The organism is Nonomuraea sp. 10N515B, from assembly GCF_052245915.1.
Lineage (GTDB): Bacteria > Actinomycetota > Actinomycetes > Streptosporangiales > Streptosporangiaceae > Nonomuraea.
Genome location: NZ_JBQQBQ010000005.1, coordinates 376699 through 393535 on the forward strand (window position 1 = coordinate 376699; position 16837 = coordinate 393535).

General features: G+C 71.6%; 13 protein-coding genes. 7 read left to right on the plus strand and 6 right to left on the minus strand.

All coding sequences use genetic code 11. From position 1 onward, the window contains the following. Positions 1–21 precede the first annotated feature (21 nt). Positions 22–831, minus strand: coding sequence for a crotonase/enoyl-CoA hydratase family protein (locus tag ACTWQA_RS10095; protein WP_443158989.1), 810 nt, complete (start codon positions 829–831; stop codon positions 22–24). Positions 832–947: 116 nt separating this feature from the next. On the opposite strand from ACTWQA_RS10095, the gene ACTWQA_RS10100 reads away from it, so the two are divergent. The 5 genes from ACTWQA_RS10100 to ACTWQA_RS10120 are packed head-to-tail and all read left to right on the plus strand — an operon-like array spanning position 948 to position 7134. After that, on the plus strand, positions 948–2492 hold the full coding sequence (locus ACTWQA_RS10100) for an acyl-CoA synthetase (RefSeq protein ID WP_443158990.1): 1545 nt from the start codon (positions 948–950) through the stop codon (positions 2490–2492). Next, positions 2482–3381, plus strand: a complete 900-nt coding sequence (locus tag ACTWQA_RS10105) for a Zn-ribbon domain-containing OB-fold protein (RefSeq protein WP_443158991.1) — start codon at positions 2482–2484, stop codon at positions 3379–3381. The genes ACTWQA_RS10100 and ACTWQA_RS10105 overlap by 11 nt, the downstream gene beginning before the upstream one ends. Next, on the plus strand, positions 3378–4397 hold the full coding sequence (locus tag ACTWQA_RS10110) for a thiolase domain-containing protein (RefSeq protein WP_443158992.1): 1020 nt from the start codon (positions 3378–3380) through the stop codon (positions 4395–4397). Before ACTWQA_RS10105 ends, ACTWQA_RS10110 begins: the two co-directional genes overlap by 4 nt. Positions 4398–4399: 2 nt before the next feature. Beyond that, the gene (locus ACTWQA_RS10115) at positions 4400–5548 is read left to right on the plus strand and encodes a thiolase domain-containing protein (RefSeq protein WP_443158993.1); all 1149 of its coding nucleotides are present in this window, start codon (positions 4400–4402) and stop codon (positions 5546–5548) included. Then, positions 5548–7134 carry an acyl-CoA synthetase gene (locus ACTWQA_RS10120; protein WP_443158994.1) on the plus strand — a complete coding sequence of 529 codons (1587 nt, stop codon included), beginning with the start codon at positions 5548–5550 and terminating at the stop codon, positions 7132–7134. The genes ACTWQA_RS10115 and ACTWQA_RS10120 overlap by 1 nt, the downstream gene beginning before the upstream one ends. Here ACTWQA_RS10120 and ACTWQA_RS10125 read toward each other — a convergent pair. From ACTWQA_RS10125 to ACTWQA_RS10135, 3 genes are all read right to left on the minus strand, one after another. Next, complete coding sequence (locus ACTWQA_RS10125) at positions 7124–12862, minus strand: hypothetical protein (protein ID WP_443158995.1); 5739 nt, start codon at positions 12860–12862, stop codon at positions 7124–7126. The genes ACTWQA_RS10120 and ACTWQA_RS10125 overlap by 11 nt on opposite strands. 101 nt (positions 12863–12963) lie before the next feature. Then, positions 12964–13590 carry a LysE family translocator gene (locus tag ACTWQA_RS10130; RefSeq protein WP_327585294.1) on the minus strand — a complete coding sequence of 209 codons (627 nt, stop codon included), beginning with the start codon at positions 13588–13590 and terminating at the stop codon, positions 12964–12966. A gap of 21 nt (positions 13591–13611) precedes the next feature. Then, a complete protein-coding gene (locus ACTWQA_RS10135; protein ID WP_443158996.1) occupies positions 13612–14487 on the minus strand; it encodes a LysR family transcriptional regulator in 876 nt (291 codons plus the stop codon). Positions 14488–14597: 110 nt separating this feature from the next. Between ACTWQA_RS10135 and ACTWQA_RS10140 the strand changes: the two genes are divergently transcribed. After that, positions 14598–15128: a cysteine dioxygenase gene (locus ACTWQA_RS10140; RefSeq protein WP_443158997.1), complete on the plus strand. Its 531-nt coding sequence runs from the start codon at positions 14598–14600 to the stop codon at positions 15126–15128. Here the strand turns inward: ACTWQA_RS10140 and ACTWQA_RS10145 are convergent. Next, the gene (locus ACTWQA_RS10145) at positions 15107–15745 is read right to left on the minus strand and encodes an alpha/beta fold hydrolase (RefSeq protein ID WP_443158998.1); all 639 of its coding nucleotides are present in this window, start codon (positions 15743–15745) and stop codon (positions 15107–15109) included. The genes ACTWQA_RS10140 and ACTWQA_RS10145 overlap by 22 nt on opposite strands. Positions 15746–15821: 76 nt before the next feature. On the opposite strand from ACTWQA_RS10145, the gene ACTWQA_RS10150 reads away from it, so the two are divergent. Then, the gene (locus ACTWQA_RS10150; RefSeq protein ID WP_443158999.1) at positions 15822–16328 is read left to right on the plus strand and encodes a pyridoxamine 5'-phosphate oxidase family protein; all 507 of its coding nucleotides are present in this window, start codon (positions 15822–15824) and stop codon (positions 16326–16328) included. A gap of 58 nt (positions 16329–16386) precedes the next feature. Here ACTWQA_RS10150 and ACTWQA_RS10155 read toward each other — a convergent pair whose 3' ends face one another. Further along, entirely contained in the window at positions 16387–16791 is a 405-nt protein-coding gene (locus ACTWQA_RS10155) for an ester cyclase (protein ID WP_443159000.1), read from the minus strand. Between the last annotated feature and the right edge of the window lie 46 nt (positions 16792–16837).

Here is a 16837-nt window from a genome sequence, read left to right on the forward strand (position 1 = left end):
AGCCGGGGACCGTCGCCGGCCTCAACGGCCCTCGTAGCGCGGCGCGCGCTTCTCGCGGAAAGCGCGCGTGCCCTCCTTTGCGTCTTCCGAGCCGATGACCGGCCATCCGAGGTCGTCGGAGACCTTCAGGGCCTCCGGCTCGGAAAGCCCCAGTGTGTCCCGGTACGTGCGCAGGATCGCCTGGACCGCCAGCGGGCCGGAGGCGGCCACGTCGTCGGCCAGCTCGCGGGCCGCCGCCAGCGCCTGGCCGTCCGGGACCACGCGATTGACCAGCCCCATCGACAGGGCCTCGGCCGCCGTGACCGCGCGGCCCGTCAGCAGCAGGTCCATGGCGTGGCAGTACGGGATCTGCCGGGGCAGCCGGACGGCGCTGCCGCCCATGGGGAACAGCGCGCGCTTGGCCTCGAACAACCCCAGCGTGGCCGACTCCGCCACCACCCGCAGATCCGTGCCCACCAGCAGCTCGGTCCCACCGGCCACCGCGTAGCCCTCCACCGCGCTGATGATCGGCTTGGTGGGCAGGTCTTCCCGCAGCAGGCCCTTCCAGTGGAAGTTGGGGATCTGCGCGGCCCTGGCCTGGACCTCGGGGTCCGCCGACGGCTGTCCCATGGCCTTGAGGTCGGCGCCCGCGCAGAACGTGCCCTCCGCGCCCGTCAGGATCGCCGCCCTGATCCCGGGCTCCGCCGACGCGTACGCCCATGCCGAGGCCAAGCCGATCAGCATGTCCGAGGAGAGCGCGTTGCGGGCCTCCGGCCGGTTCATGGTGACGATGAGAACGTGGCCGTCGCGTTCCACTCGGCAGTGGGGGGTGCTGATCGGCAGAAGCTCCACGGATGCCTCCGAAGTCTCTAATCAAGCGCTTGCTACGCACTTCGGCCCCAGGATACGCTCCCACCAGCGAACGAGAACAGGTTCCTGTTTTTTGCCGGCGCCGCGAGGGAGTGCATATGGGCACGCTCGGTTTCTGGAGGCTCGCGCAGGCGGATCCCGAGTGGATCGCGGCCGTGGATCCCGACGGTACGGAGCACCGCGCGGGCGAGCTCCTGGCCCGATCGAACCGCCTCGTCCACGGCCTGCGCGACCTCGGGCTCAAGCCCGGCGACGGCATCTGCGGCCTGGTGCCCAACGGCGCCGACGGCCTGGTGCTCTACCTGGCCGCGATGCAGGCCGGCTGGTACTACACGCCGGTCAACTGGCACCTCACCGGCTCGGAGATCGCCTACATCGTCTCCGACAGCGAGGCCAAGGCGTTCTTCGTCCATCCCCGCTTCGCCGCGACCGGGGCCGAGGGCGCGCAGGCCATCGAGCCGGACCGCCGCTTCCTCCTCGGAGAAGGGCCGGGATTCCGGGCGGCGAGTGAGCTGACCGACGGACGGCCCGACAGCACGCCTGCCGATCGCACCGCCGGCGCCACCATGCACTACACGTCGGGCACCACCGGCAAGCCCAAAGGCGTCAAACGCCCGCTGAGCGGCCTGGATCCGGACGACTCCGCTGAGCTCATGACGTTCTTGCTCGGCTTGTTCGGCATCACGCCGGGCCGGCCCAACGCCCACCTGGTCACCTCGCCCTGCTACCACACCGCCGTGACCCAGTTCGGCGGCACGGCCCTGCACATGGGGCACACGCTGGTCTACATGGACAAGTGGGACGCCGAGGAGCTGCTGCGGCTCTGCGAGCGGCATCGCGTCACCAACTCCCACCTGGTGCCGACGCATTTCAAGCGGCTGCTCGCGCTGCCCGAGCCGACCCGCAAGCAGTACGACCTGTCCTCGCTCAGGTGGATGATCCACGCGGCCGCCCCCTGTCCGATCCCCGTGAAATGGGCGATGTTGAACTGGTGGGGAGACTGCGTCTACGAGTACTACGCGGCCACCGAGGGCGGCGGCACCCTGGCCACGCCCGGGGACTGGAAGACGCATCCGGGCACGGTCGGCAAGGCCTGGCCCATCAGCGAGCTGCTCATCGTGGACGAGCAGGGCGAGCCGGTGCCCACCGGCGCCACGGGCACGATCTACATGAAGATGATGGGCGCCTCGTTCGAGTACAAAGGCGACCCCGCCAAGACGGCCGCGAACCGGCTCAAGGACTTCTTCACCGTCGGCGACATCGGATACCTGGACGAGGACGGCTTCCTCTACCTCTGCGACCGCAAGGCCGACATGATCATCTCTGGCGGCGCGAACATCTACCCGGCCGAGATCGAGAACGAGCTCATGATCCACCCGAAGGTGGCGGACGTGGCCGTGTTCGGCATCCCCGACGAGGAGTGGGGCGAGCAGATCAAGGCCGTGGTCGAGCCGGCGGCGGGTGTCGAGCCGGGGTCGGAGCTGGCCGCGGAGCTGCTGGCCTCGCTGGAGGGCCGGCTGGCCCGGATGAAGTGGCCCAAGAGCATCGACTTCATCGCCGAGATGCCCCGTGAGCCGAACGGCAAGCTGCTCAAACGCAAACTCCGCGCCCCTTACTGGGAGGGACACGACCGTGCCATCTGATCCGCTGGTCGCTCAGCACGTCCTGGAGTTCCCCGGCGGTTACACCCGTTCGACCGGGCCGGTGGTCGGCCGGTTCCTGAGCGAGCTGCGCGCCCGCCGCATCGTGGGGGCGCGGACGGCGGAGGGCCGGGTGCTGGTGCCGCCCCTCGAGTACGACCCCGCCACCGGCGAGCCGGTCACCGGCGAGTACGTCGAGGTCGGCCCGGTCGGCACGGTCACCACGTGGTCGTGGGTACACGAGCCCCTCGACGGTCATCCGCTGGACCGGCCCTTCGCCTGGGCGCTGATCCAGCTCGACGGCGCCGACACGGCGCTGGTGCACGCGGTGTGTCCCGAGCACATCAAGGTGATGAAGACCGGGATGCGGGTCTGGCCCGTATGGCGTGACCAGCCCACCGGGCACATCACCGACATCGCGCACTTCGTCCCCGAGGTCACGCAGATCGTCTCCCAGGTGCGTGCCGAGTACCGCCTTCAGGCAGGCGGCGCCCTCCGCGTCTTCCTCGAGGGCATCGAGCGGGGTGTCTTCCTCGGCGGTCGCTGCGACCACTGCGCCAAGGTGTACGTCCCCTACCGCGCGGCCTGCCCGGAATGCGGCAACGCCATCCCCGACACGCTCGAGCTTCCCGACACCGGCACGATCACCACATTCGCCATCAACAACCTGCCCGACCCGCGGGCCCCTGAAGTGCCCTTCGTGTCGGCGTACATCCTGCTCGACGGGGCCGACATTCCCATCATCGCCCTGACCGGCGACGTGCCCGCGCACGAGGTGCGCCAGGGCATGCGGGTCAAGGCCGTGTGGGTGCCCGAGAGCGAGCGCACGGCGTCCATGGCGAACATCCGCTGGTTCGCCCCCACCGGCGAGCCCGACGTGGAGTTGTCATGAGAGAGGTCGCGATCGTCGCGTTCGCCCAGACGCGGCACACCCCCCACGACACCGGCCTGACCGAGCCCGAGCTGATCCTGCCCGTGATCAAGGAGGTCAAGCGGCGCACCGGGCTGGAGCGGTTCGGCTTCACCTGCTCGGGCAGCTGCGACTATCTCGCGGGCGCGCCGTTCTCGTTCGTGTCGGCGCTCGACGCGCTGGGCGCCTGGCCGCCCATCTCGGAGAGCCACGTGGAGATGGACGGAGCCTGGGCGCTGTACGAGGCGTGGGTGCGTCTCCAGCACGGCGACGTCGACTCGGCCCTGGTCTACGGCTTCGGCAAGTCGTCGCTCGGTGACCTGCGTACGATCATGACGCTCCAGCTCGACCCCTACTACCTGGCTCCGCTGGGCCTCGACCAGCTCTCCTACGCCGCGCTGCAGGCCGCCGCGGTCGACGCGGACCGGAAGGAACTGGACGAGATCGTGCGCCGCAGCCGGGCCGACGGCCGCGCCAACCCGTACGCGCTGGACCTGTCCGAGCCGGAGGACGAGGACTTCGCCGTCCAGCCGCTGAAACAGACGGACGTGCCGCCGATCACGGACGGCGCGGCCGCGATCGTGCTCGCGACCGGCGACCTGGCCCGTGAGTTGTCCGCCAGTCCGGCCTACATCAGGGGCATCGCGCATCGGATCGAGCCTCACTACCTGGGCATGCGCGACCTGGCCCGGTCGGCCTCCGCGGCCGACGCCGCGCGTGCCGCCGGGGTGGGCAAGGGGCCCGTCGAGGTGGCCGAGCTGCACGCCCAGTTCCCGCACGAGGAGATCATCCTGCGCGAGGCGCTGGAGTTGACCGGCGACACGGTGATCAACCCGTCGGGCGGGCCGCTGGCCGCGAACCCCGTCATGGCCACCGGGCTCATCCGGATCGGCGAGGCGGCGCAACGCATCCTCGATGGCCATGCCCGCCGCACCGTCGCCCACGCCGCCGGCGGGCCGTGCCTGCAGCACAATCTCGTCACCGTACTGGAGGCCTGATCATGGGGAACCGCTGTGCGGTCATCGGCGTCGGGCAGACGTACTACACGACCAGGCGCAGGGACGTGTCGATCGCCGGGCTGGTGCGCGAGGCGGCGCTGCGGGCGCTGGAGGATGCCGGGCTGACGTTCAAGGACATCGACGCCGTGGTTATCGGCAAAGCGCCGGACCTGTTCGAGGGCGTCATGATGCCGGAGGCGTACCTGGCCGACGCGCTCGGCGCGGCCGGCAAGCCGATGATGCGGGTGCACACCGCGGGCAGCGTCGGCGGCTCCACCGCGCTGGTCGGCGCCAGCCTCGTCCAGGGCGGCGTGCACGACCGGGTGCTGGTTGTGGCGTTCGAGAAGCAGTCGGAGTCCAACGCCACCTGGGCCCTGTCCACGCACCTGCCGTTCAGCTCGTCGCTGGTGGTGGGCGCGGGCGGCTACTTCGCGCCGCACATCCGCGAGTACATGCGCAGGTCCGGCGCCCCCGAGCACATCGGCACGCTGGTCGCGGTCAAGGACCGGATCAACGCGCTCAAGAATCCGTACGCGCACCTCAAGATCCCCGGCATCGACCAGAAGATGGTCGAGTCCACGCCCATGCTCTGGGAGCCGATCCGCTACCTGGAGACCTGCCCGTCCAGCGACGGCGCCTGTGCCATGGTCCTGTCGTCGGAGTCCGCGGTCACCGGCACCCCGGCCTGGGTGCACGGCACCGCCATGCGCTCCGAGCCGATCTTCCGGGCGAGTCGTGACACGGTCAACCCGCAGGCGGGCAAGGACTGCGCCGCCGACGTCTACCGCCAGGCCGGCATCGCCGACCCGCGGCGGCAGATCGACGTGGCCGAGACGTACGTGCCGTTCTCCTGGTACGAGCCGATGTGGCTGGAGAACCTGGGGTTCGCGGCGGAGGGGGAGGGATGGAAGCTCACCGAGTCGGGCGCGACCGCGCTCGACGGTGACATTCCGTGGAACGCCTCGGGCGGGGTGCTGTCCAGCAACCCGATCGGGGCCTCGGGGCTGATCAGGTTCGCCGAGGCCGCGCTGCAGGTGCGCGGGATGGCCGGCGAACACCAGGTGGACGGCGCCCGCACGGCGCTCGGTCACGCCTATGGCGGGGGAGCCCAGTTCTTCGCGATGTGGATCGTCGGACGGGAGAAGCCCTAATGGAGTTCAACCATGCGGACTTGTACGAGGGGTTAGCGGACGCGATCGGGGACCGGACCGCCGTCATCTGCGGTGATGATCGCCGCACCTACGCAGAGCTGGACACCGAGGCCAACCGGCTCGCCCATTACCTCATGGATCTGGGCATCCAGCCGGGCCAGCACGTCGGCATCCAGCTCTACAACGGCATCCCGTACATCGCCGGCATGCTGGCCGCGCTGAAGATCCGGGCGGTGCCGATCAACGTCAACTTCCGGTACGTCGAGGCCGAGCTGCTCTACCTGTACCGGGACTCCGACATCCGGGCGCTGATCTACGACGTCGAGTTCGACGCGCGGGTGGCCGCCGTCGCCGGCGAGGCGCCGCTGCTGCAGCACCTGATCTCGGTGGGCGGCGAGTCGGCGATCGGCGCCGCGGTGCCGTACGAGATCGCGCTGGAGCAGGGCAAGCCTGAGCGGGGCTTCCCGCCGCGCTCCGGGCAGGACGTGTACATCATCTACACCGGCGGCACCACCGGCATGCCGAAAGGCGCGATGTGGCACGTCGAGGACCTGTTCATGGGCTTCGGCGGCGGCAACCCGTACGGCGAGCCGCGCGCCACCCCGCAAGAGGTGATCGACGCCGCGGTCGTGTCAGGACCCTTGCTGATGTTCCCCGTCGCGCCGCTGATGCACGGCGCCGCGCAGATGGCCACGTTCATCACGTGGTGGATGGGCGGGAGCGTCGCGTACATCCGCAAGTTCGACGGCGCCGAGGTGTGGCGGACGGTCGAGCGCGAGCGCGTGAACACGATCAACATCACCGGCGACGCCATGGCCAGGCCCATGGCCGAGGCGCTGGCGCAGGGCTCCTACGACGTCTCGTCGCTGATCGTGATCAGCTCGACCGGCGCCATCCTGTCCGGCGCGGTCCGCGACCGGCTGCAGGAGCTGCTCCCGAACGTCATGATCCTGGACAACTTCGGCTCGACCGAGTCCGGCTACACGGCGTCGGGCACGGCCGGGTCGTCGCCGGAGACCGGCCTGCGCTACCAGCCGAACTCCGTGGTCAACCTGGCCGTCCTCGACGAGAAGGGCCGGCCTGTCGAGCCCGGGTCCGGGCAGCTCGGGACGGTGGCGCGGTCGGGGCGGGTCGCGTTCGGCTACTACAACGACCCGGACAAGACCGCCCGCACCTTCGTCACCGACGACCAGGGCGCGCGCTGGTTGCTGACCGGAGACCTGGCGACCGTCGACACCGACGGGACCGTGAACGTCTTCGGCCGGGGCTCGCAGTGCATCAACACCGGCGGTGAGAAGGTGTTCCCCGAAGAGGTCGAAGCCGTGCTCAAGGGGCATTCTGCCGTGTTCGACGCGGTGGTGACCGGGGTACCGGACGAGCGCTGGGGGAACAAAGTGGCGGCCGTGATCGAGCCGCGGCCCGGTGTCGAGGTCACGGCCGAGGAACTGGACGCGCACTGCAGGAAGCTGCTGTCCGGGTACAAGGTGCCGCGAACGTACGCGTTCGTCGAGAAGATGGTGCGCTCGCCGGCCGGCAAGGCCGATTACCGGTGGGCTCGGGAGACGGTGCAGGCCATCACGTCCTGAGGGCGCGCAGGTCGTCCTCGACCTGCCGCACCTCCTCGCCCTTGCCGGCCTTCTCCAGGAGCGTCAGCCTGCTGCGCAGCACGTCGCGCAGCAGGTCCGCCAGGCCCTCGTCGCGCTCGCCGGCGAGCAGCTCACGCAGCAGCCCCGCCGCGACCCGGAGCGCGGCGTCGGCCGCGTCGTCCCTGCCCAGCTCCTGCTGGCACAGGCCGAGCCGGGCGTGCGCGACGGCCCTGGAGAGCACGTCGCGCGTCACCTGCGTGCCCCGGTGGAAGACCAGACCGGCCTCCAGCGGACGGCCCGCCTCCATGAGGGCGTCGCCCAGCATGAGCATCCCCCTGGCCAGCAGCCCGGACAGCGGCGGGTTGCCCGGCGCGTACCTCTCCAGCGCCGCCACCGCCTCGCGGAGCGGCCGCACCGCATCCGCGGCGAGGTCGCGCATCCGCAGGGCGGCGGCCAGCGTGAGGCTGGCTCCTGCCCGGCTGGTGTGCAGGGCCTCGGCGTTCATGCCTGTGGTCATCAGGTCGTCGTAGATCGCGATGGCCTCTCGGGCCCTGGCCTCGGCCTCGGTGCCGCCGTCCAGCCGCAGCAGCGGCAGCAGCTCCGAGCTCTGGGCCAGGGAGTCGGCCAGGATCGCCCGGTACGTGAGATCGTCCGGCGACCGTCTGGCCAGGGGGATCAGCTGCTCCACGAGGGCGTTGGCCTCGGTCAGCTCGCCCAGCATCATGTGACACCTGGCCAGCCGCTGGAGGGCGAGCGCGTGCTTGACCGTGCCCGGCTCGTGTCCGGTCGTGGCGGTCCTGGCGTACTCGGCGGCCTCCTCCGCGCGGCCGCCGGCCAGCAGATCGTCGGCGATCATCGCGGCGACCTCGGCGGTGGCCGACGGGTGCGACAGCCGCGTGTAGATCTGCAGCGCCTCCACCAGATGCGCCAGCGCCTCGTGCGTCCGCCCCGAGGCCCGCAGCATCCTCCCACGCACCACGATGGCCTGGGCGCGCACCTGCGGCAGCTCCTGCCCCCGCTGGGTCGCCCGTTCCAGCTCGGCCAGCGACCAGGTGACCGCCTCCAGCGCGGCGTGCGGCCGGTCCAGGGCGGCCAGGCTGTCGCCCAGCTGGGCGTAGACGGCGGCGGCGACGGCCGGGTCGTCCAGCTCGTCGCACAGGTCCGCGGCCCGTTCGCAGTGGGCCAGGGCCTCCACAGGGCGGCCGCGCTCGAGCAGCTCGGCTGCGTACCGGGCGAGGGTGGAGGCCAGCTCCCTGCCGTGCTCCGCGTCGTCGAGCAGCGCGATCGCCTGCTCGGCGGCGGCCAGATCGGTGCGGTCGAGCCTGGCGAGAGCAGCGAGCGCCAGTCCCAGCCGGCCGCGGTGTGCGCTGGAGAAGGCGGTCAGGTGCCGGTGCACGCGGACGGCCAGCCCGGCGGCCTGAATGGCGCTCTCGGTGTCGCTCGCCTGCGCGGCGGCGGTGCTGAGGCGAGACAGGCAGCGGGCGTGCCTGTCGTGCAGGTCGGCGTCGGCGCTCAGCGGCACCTCGCGTTCGAGCGCCTCGGTGAAGGTCGTGAGCGGTGGCAGCAGCACGGCCAGATCCGCGCCGTCCGGCAGATCGCTCAGGTACGCGGTGAGCTCGTCGATCAGGGTCCTGAGCACGCCGGCCTCCGGGAGCGGGCGCGTCTGCAGGATCCGGGCGTACATGTCGATCCCGGCGGCCGGGCCTTCCTCGCCGGCCCGCAGCCTGGCCAGGCGTACCAGGGCTGACAGGTGCACCTCCGCCAGATCGGCGGGCGCGGGACCGTGCTCGGCCATCAAGGCGGTGCCCTCGGCCAGCTTGGCCCTGGCGGCCTCCTCGTCGTGCAGCTCGGCCAGGCACAGGCCGCTCAGCTCCAGGCAGGCGGCGCTCACCAGCCGATCGCCGCTCGACGGCTCCTGCGCGAGGACGTCGAGGGCCCGGGTCGCCGACTTGAGCGCGCCGCCCACGTCCTGCCGGCTGAAGCGGAGGCCGCCCTGGAGGAGCAGCGCCCCGGCGAGGGCCAGGGGGGATTCGATGCCTTCGGACACGAGCGCGGCGTACAGCCTGACCAGCCGATCCGCCGACGCCTCCGCGTCCGCCGCGCAGGCGGCGTGGGACAGCGCGACGGTCTCCAGGATGAGCAGCTCGGCCAGCTCCTTCCCCGACGCCGGGCTCGCCCCGGCCTGCCCGTGGGACTCGATGGCGGTGAGCAGGTGGGGCACGGCCTCCTTGTGCCGCCCGAGGCCCACGAGTGTGCGCCCGAGCGCCGCCGCCACCTGGCCGACCGCCATCGCGTGCGGCCGATCCTGTCCCGCGTGCCGCTGGAGCAGCTCGGCCGCCCGCATCGCCAGCGCGAGCCCGTCCGCCGCCCGGCCCGCGTCCGACCAGGCGCGGGCCAGCATGGCTTGGGCGGACAGGTATGCGTGGATCTCCTCGAGCTTCGGCTCGCCGGCGCCTTCGACGGACTCGCGGCGCTCGGCCACCAGCTGCTCAGCCCGTGCCACGGTCTCGTCGGGCCGGGAGGTGACCAGCGCCAGCATCCAGTGCCGCGCGCCGCCCGGCGCCGGGACCGTTCGCGTGCGGCCCAGCCGGGCTCGTATCTCGGCGAGATGGCGCCGGTAGGCGTCGTCGTCCGCGCTCAGGACGTCGTACAGCTCGGCTGCGATCTCGAGCTGCGCCAGGGCGTCCGCGGAGCGTCCCAGCTCGTCCAGGCACAGGCCGAGCAGCCGCCTGGCCCTGGCCTGCGGGTGCCGGCCGTCCGCCACGCCCATGGCCTCGTGCAGCGGGTCGAGCGCCTCCTCGGGGCGGTCGTCCAGCAGCAGGAGCTCGCCCAGGTCGAGTAGCTGCCCGGCCAGCGCGGGGCGATGTTCGCCGGGGTCGAGCACGACCAGCGCGCGCAGGTTGCGCGCGGCCTCGGCGGCGGCCCGCGCGGCGGCGTCCAGGTCGTCCAGAGCGCCGTGCAGCCGGGACAGCAGGCCGGCCGCCGTGGCCAGCAGGAACCGCAGCCCGGGCTCCTCGGCCGCCAGGCCGCGCAGCCTCGCCACCGCCTCGACGGCAGGGACGAGAGCGTCGGTGGTCCTGCCGCGGTCGTGGAGCCAGGCCGCGAGCAGGTGGAGGCGGTGGGCCAGATCGCGGTCCATGGGAGCGACGGTCCTGACGGCCGCCGTGGAGGCGATGGTGAGACAGGCGGCCAGCTCCGCAAGCGCGGCGGTGGGCGGCCCGTCCTCGAGACCCTCGAACGGCGTCAGCGGCGCGGCGGTGATGAGCTCCTCGAACGGGGGCAGCGGCTCGGCAGCGGATAGGACGCCTGCCACGTTCGCCGCGACCTCGGGATCGCCGCCTGCTGCCGAGAACGCCTCGACGGCCTCGTCCGCCCGCCCGACTCCCAGCAGTGCACACGCCAGGTTGTAGTGCGACCGCGCGGCCCGCCCCGCATACCGGGCCTCGTGCTCCTCTTCGGCGAGGATGCGGAACCTGGTCGCCGCCTCGTGCACGGGCTTGAGCGCACTGCCGGGCTCGCCCGCGAGCAACAGGCAAGCGCCCAGGTTGTCCAGAGCCTCCGCCTGCGCGCCCGCCGCCTCGTACGGGGGAGCGGCGGCGAAGATGTCGACGGCCTCGGCGGCCGCCACGACCGCCTCACCCACCCGGCCCGCGGCCGCCAGCCGTTCCGACAAGACCGACAGCGCACCGGCCAGCGCGATGGGCCCGCCCTCCGCCCGCAGGTGCCGCACGGCCAGCTCACCGATCGTCACGTGGAGGGCTCGCAGCCCCAGTCGCACGTCCCGCCGTACCGGGAGTCCGGCCGCTCGAGCTCCGGCCCGCGCGATCTCCCGATCGCCGGCGAACAACCCCACTGCCGCATGGAGCGCGTCCCCCAGCCGCGTCCCCGACGCCGCCGCGGCCTCCGTCACCATGCTGTCGATCCTGGCCACCACCAGCTCCCGCAGCGCCGACCTGACCCGAGCCGAGCCCGCCGACAGCCGGAGGGCGTCGAGCATGCGCACGAGGTGCCGCGCCGTACGGCCCTCGTGATCGTGCAGGGCGAGCACGAGCCGGTCCAGGTCCTGCGTCTCGGCCAGAAGCCGCTCGGCCAGCACATCCGGCCCCAGCGGCCGGCCGTCGTCGAAGATCCGGCCGAGCCACTGCACCGCGGCGGCGATGTGGAGACCCGGCACGGCGGTCAGCAGGCCGGGCAGCTCGGCTGGGGCCGGGGCGGTCAGCGTGACCACCGCCACGGCGTGCCGCGCCGCCAGGTCGTTCACCCGTTCGCCCGGCCATACATGCGCCCACTGCTCGAATTCGCGCTCCAAGAGCCGGTCTACCAGCCCGCCCGCCTCGACGTTGCCGTGAGCTCCGTCCCGCAGACGCGTCAGGGCGGCCAGGTGGACATGGAGCGGCAGACCGTAGTCAGGGTCGTCGAGAGGAGGCGGCCAGGGAAGGGCGGCCCTGCTGGGTGCGAACGCCTTCATGGCCGCGTGCGCGTGCTCCGTCCGTTCGTCCAGGGTGAGCGGACGGGCGTTGAGCTGGACGGTCGCGGTGTTGAGCCGCCGCAGCCAGCCTCCCGCGGCCGTGTCGAGCCGCCTCCACCATTCGGGCTCGCCCGGCTCACGGACCAGCAGCAGGATCCGTACGGGTGGGTTGTGCTCGTGCTTGGCCAGCCGCCGCACCAGCTCTCCGACCAGCGGCGAGGACGGCTCGGGGTGGTCGACCACCAGCAGGGTCGGGCGCAGCACGTCCAACGTCACGGCCCGGCCCTCCGCCTCACCGGACAGGGCGGCGCAGGCGGAGCCCAGCGGCAGGAACCCGGCGTCCCACCCCGCCCGCGCGAGCACCTCGCACAGCTCGCCCGCCAACCTGGTCCGCCCCGTGCCGGGGCGCCCGCTCAGCACGGCGATCGACAGCGCCCCAGGCTCCTCGGCCCACTCCCGTAACCGGGCCAGCTCCTCCGCCCTGCCCAGGAACGGCACCACCGCGTGCCGCGGCATCAGCAGTCTCCAGTCGGGGCAGTCCGGCGGCAGGTCCTCGCGGGCGGGCGAGAGCAGATCGGGCAGGAGCACCGACGGATCGCCCTCGGCCACGGTTTCGAGCCGCCCGGGCGGCACGTTCGCCAGCTCGCGGAAGCGTTCGTCACTCAGCAACGCGGTCACCGGGATGACGTCGAGGCGCCGCTGGGCGTACCCGTCGCGGCCGGTGACGATCACGCCGATGACCTGCCCGGCCGGCTCGGCCAGCAGGGCGGCGCCCGACATGCCCTCCCAGAGGGCGATCGGCGAGGAATCCAGCACGCCGGCCGCCAGCGCCTTCGACACCGCGCCCGCAGGCGGGTCCACCAGACCCGACAACGTTTGCGCGGCCCCCTCCCCGTCCCTGGGAAAGCCCCTGGCCACGCAGCGCAGCCTGTACGGTCCCTGACCGACCCGGGCCCAGCGCACGTGGTCGATGCCCGGCACCCCACGCCAGGGTGCTTCGTCGGACGAGGCGCCGGTCACCCGCAGCAGCACGGCCCCGGTGCCGCCGCGCCCCCGCCAGACCTCCTCGGCGCGGACCCACCGCGGCGACCACGCCGCGCGCACCCGGCACGGCGCCTCGGGGTCGACGAGGTCGCCGGAAGTGAGCACGAGATCGGCGCCGATGGCATAGCCCGAACCGGTCACGCCGACGAGGTCATCGTGACCGGAATAAACCTCGACGGCCCGCTCGAGCCCGAGGCGGTGCGGTGGCGTGTCCATGGGGTCCGCCTATAGGCCTACTTGGTACGTCCGGACGTGCCGTCCCCTCGATCAGCGTTTGATCTCACTATCGCACTAAGGGCCAGAAATTTCCTGGCTTGTCACGCCTTCTCGGTGGTGAGCCAGGCCGCCAGCCCGAGGTACACGAGCCCGCTGCCCACATCGAGCCGCCGCCGTGCGCGGGCCGAGCGGCGTACCCTATCGGCGAGCGCCGAGGCGAGCATCGCGTACGTGCCGTCGGAGGCCATGCCGAGGACGATCCACAGCAGCCCGAGCAGCAGCATCTGCGGCCCGACCGGGCCGGCGTCCGGCTTGACGAACTGCGGCAGGAACGCCAGGAAGAAGATCGCCGTCTTGGGGTTGAGCACGTTCACCACGAACCCCTCCCAGAACAGCCGCTGCTTCGACTGCACCCGCAGCTCGATCGCCTGCTCACCCTCGGACCGCCGCACCAGCTTGCGTACGCCGAGCCAGACCAGGTAGGCGACGCCGACGTACTTGACCACGGTGAACGCCGTGGCGGAGGCGGCCAGCAGCGCGCTGATGCCCAGCGCCGCCGCGGCCACGTGCACGACCGAGCCCGCGTGCACGCCCAGCACGGAGATCATGCCTGCCGCGCGGCCTTGGGAGACGCTCCGGGTGACGATGTACAGGACCGCCGGCCCGGGCACCACGAGCAGGCCGAGCGTGACCACACTGAAGAGGGCGAGTGTCGAAATATCCGGCATGAAGCCATCGTAGGAGCGGCGTCAAAGCCTTTCTTTCAGCGCCTCCCGCAGGGCCTCCAGCAGCGCACCGGTGGCCGGTGGGTGGGGCGGGTCGCCGTAGACGGCGGCGTACACGTGCCTGGTCGAGGCCGGCACCTCCGCCACCTCCACGCCGGGATGCCGGTGGGCGCGCAACGCCAACCCAGGCAGCATCGTCAGCCCGAGCCCCGCCGCCACCAGCGCCTGCACGGCCACGATGTCGTCGCTGGTGAACGAGATCCGCGGCTCGAACCCCGCCTTCTCGCAGATGTCCAGCAGGTGGCTGCGGCACCGGTCGCAGCCCGCGATCCAGGACGCCTCGGCGTGCCCGGCCAGCTCTCCGTCCGTGGGCGCGCGGGACACCAGGTAGCTGGGGTCGTCGAGGAGATGGATCATGGTGATGCCGCTGTCCTCGGGCGCGGTGTCGTCGTACCTGAACACCACCGCCACGTCCACCCGCCCCGCCCGCAGCAGCCTGAGCGCCTCCGGGGGCTCGGTCTCGGTGAGGTGCAGGCGTAGGCCGGGATGCGCCTCGCCCAGCACCGTCGCCGCCTTCGGAACGAAGGTGCCGAGCGCGGAGGGGAAGGCGGCCAGCCGCACGCGGCCGGACCGCAGCCCCACGTGCGCGGCCAGCTCCTCGGCGGTGGCGTCGAGCCGGCCGATGATCTCCGCGGCCCGCTCGGCGAGCAGCCTGCCCGCGTCCGTGAGCCTGATGCCGCGGCCCGCTCGCTGGATGAGCCGGGCGCCGGTCTCGGCTTCCAGCCGGGCGAGGTGGTGGCTGACGGACGGCTGCGAGTAGTGCAGCTCCTTGGCGGCCGCGGTCAGCGAGCCCTTGCGGGCGACCGCGAGGAGGACACGGAGACGGACGACATCCAGCATTCATCAATCGTATCTATGGCTCGCCCATAAGACTTCTGTTGGACCTATCGGTCGCGGCGTAGGACCGTAGAAGGGGAAGGATGATTATCCTCATTCCCTAGGGGGACACCATGAATATGCCCGCCACCACTCTCGCCAGACCGGGCCTCCAGCCGCTCGTGACCGGCATCTCTGACATCGTGGCCGTGCGGCTCGGGCCACGCCGCACCGCCTACACCGTCGCCGACCTGCTCCGCGACCGCCTGCCCCGCCTCGACATCCTCACGCCGCAGGAGCGCGAAGGCTCGCCCGACGGGTACGTCTCCCGCCCGCTCTACGCCCAGGAGGACTTCTCCATCGTGTCGGTGGTGTGGCGCCCCGGCCAGGAGACGGTGATCCACGACCACGTGGCGTGGTGCACGTTCGGCATCATCAGCGGCATCGAGTACGAGACCCTCTACCAGGACATGGGCGACCATCTACTGGAGATCGGCCGCGCCGACAACCGGCCGGGGGAGGTCAGCGGGTTTGCCCCGCCCGGGGACATCCACAAGGTCCGCAACACCAGCGGCGAGGTGGGGGTGTCCATCCACGTGTACGGGGCCGACGTGAGCCGGCTCGGCAGCAGCGTCCGCCGCGTCTACGACCTGCCGATCAGGTAATCGGCCAGCTCCTTGGGACGCGCGAGCATGGGGGCGTGCCCGCCGTCGATCTCGTCCAGTGTGATGCCGAGCCGGTCGCGGACGACACCGCGCATGAATTCAGGCGTGAAGAACCGATCGTCGCGGCACAACAGGAACCTGGTCGGCACGTCCGGCCACGCCTCCAGCGGCCACGGCTCCCCGTACGCCATGCCCACGTGCTCGCGCTCTCTCCTGACCGCCTCCTCTGCCAGCTCCCTGGGCACGTCGTGCAGGAACAACCCGATCGGGTCGCTGATGTCCTTGTGTCCGAACCCGGTGTTGCCCCACCAGTCGCTCGGCGGTTCGCCCGGCACCGGGATCATAGCCGTGACCAGTACCAGGAGGTCGGCAGCCAGGCGGTCGCAGACGAGCGGGCCGACGAACCCGCCCCACGAATGTGCCACCACGACCAGGTCCCGCCGCTCCCCGACCGCGTCCACCACGGCGTCGGCATAGTCCCACAGCCCGGCGGACTCATCGTCGATCGGCAGGTCCACCGCCACGACCTGGTGCCCCCGCCCGCGTGGTTCCTCCGCCACCAGATGCCATTCCCAGGCGGACCCGCCGCCGCCGTGAATCAGCGCGAACGTCGCCATCGCTTCACCTTCCGCCGATGAGTTCCTGAGCTCCGGTAGGTCCATCCAAACGTAGGAGCCCGGCTTAGGAGATGCCATGGAACCGACCATGAAACTGGATGCCCGTTTCAGCGATCCGAACGCCACCGCCACTTCCTGGGCGCAGGCCCGTGACCAGCTGGAAAAGGCGGAGACGTACTGGCTGACCACCGTACGCGCCGACGGCCGCCCGCACGTCACCACGCTGCTGGCCGTCTGGCAGGACGACGCGATCTACTTCTGCACCGGCGCCGAGGAGCAGAAGGCCAGAAACCTGGAGTCCAACCGCAACTGCGCGCTCACTACCGGCGCGAGCGCCCTGCACGAAGGGCTCGACCTGGTGGCCGAGGGCGCCGCCGAGCGCGTCACCGACCCGGGCAAGCTCAAGGGCCTCGCCACCGCCTGGGAGGCGAAGTACGGCAGCGCGTGGCACTTCGACGTGGGGGACGGCGTGTTCACCCACCCGCAGGGCGGGGAGGCGCTGGTGTTCGAAGTGCGGCCGGCCAAGGTGCTGGGCTTCCGCAAGGGCGAATACAGCCAGACCAGCTGGCGCTTCCCGAGATAGACCAGGTGGACGAGGCTGTCTCCCGCGACGCCCCGGAGCGAGCCGCCGCCCATTCCGCTTACTGATCCAGCTGGAGTTGGTGCCGCATCGCCACCGCGTCCCGTATGGCCCAGTGCTCGACGATCCTTTCGTCCCGCACCCGGATCATGTCCATTCCCCGCACCTCGTAGCGCCGCCCCGACGCGGTGTGCGTACCCCGGCTGAGGTAGACATTCGCCGACAAATCATCTGTCGCGACGTTCTGCTCGACGACGACGGACACGTCATGGAATCCGCTCTCTCCGGAGAGCACCTGCTCCCACTTCTCCCGCCACGCGTCCATCCCGTGGTGGTCGCCGTCCGCGCCGCCCCGATGGTCGATCACCTCGGGATCGACGAGCGCCAACGCCTCCTCCATGCGCCCGCTCGCGATCATCTCCGGATAGAGCGCGACGATCCGCCGATGCACCTCGCCGGCTGTCATCACCAACACCCGCCTCTCTAACTGGGGAAGTCCCCATTTATGGAGA

Bases quoted from the DNA above. Each gene is read 5' to 3' on its own strand.
- ACTWQA_RS10125 (WP_443158995.1), bottom strand. From the start codon at position 12,862: ATGGACACGCCACCGCACCGCCTCGGGCTCGAGCGGGCCGTCGAGGTT.
- ACTWQA_RS10120 (WP_443158994.1), top strand. From the start codon at position 5,548: ATGGAGTTCAACCATGCGGACTTGTACGAGGGGTTAGCGGACGCGATC.
- ACTWQA_RS10130 (WP_327585294.1), bottom strand. From the start codon at position 13,590: ATGCCGGATATTTCGACACTCGCCCTCTTCAGTGTGGTCACGCTCGGC.
- ACTWQA_RS10140 (WP_443158997.1), top strand. From the start codon at position 14,598: ATGAATATGCCCGCCACCACTCTCGCCAGACCGGGCCTCCAGCCGCTC.
- ACTWQA_RS10150 (WP_443158999.1), top strand. From the start codon at position 15,822: ATGGAACCGACCATGAAACTGGATGCCCGTTTCAGCGATCCGAACGCC.
- ACTWQA_RS10100 (WP_443158990.1), top strand. From the start codon at position 948: ATGGGCACGCTCGGTTTCTGGAGGCTCGCGCAGGCGGATCCCGAGTGG.
- ACTWQA_RS10145 (WP_443158998.1), bottom strand. From the start codon at position 15,745: ATGGCGACGTTCGCGCTGATTCACGGCGGCGGCGGGTCCGCCTGGGAA.
- ACTWQA_RS10110 (WP_443158992.1), top strand. From the start codon at position 3,378: ATGAGAGAGGTCGCGATCGTCGCGTTCGCCCAGACGCGGCACACCCCC.
- ACTWQA_RS10135 (WP_443158996.1), bottom strand. From the start codon at position 14,487: ATGCTGGATGTCGTCCGTCTCCGTGTCCTCCTCGCGGTCGCCCGCAAG.
- ACTWQA_RS10115 (WP_443158993.1), top strand. From the start codon at position 4,400: ATGGGGAACCGCTGTGCGGTCATCGGCGTCGGGCAGACGTACTACACG.
- ACTWQA_RS10155 (WP_443159000.1), bottom strand. From the start codon at position 16,791: ATGACAGCCGGCGAGGTGCATCGGCGGATCGTCGCGCTCTATCCGGAG.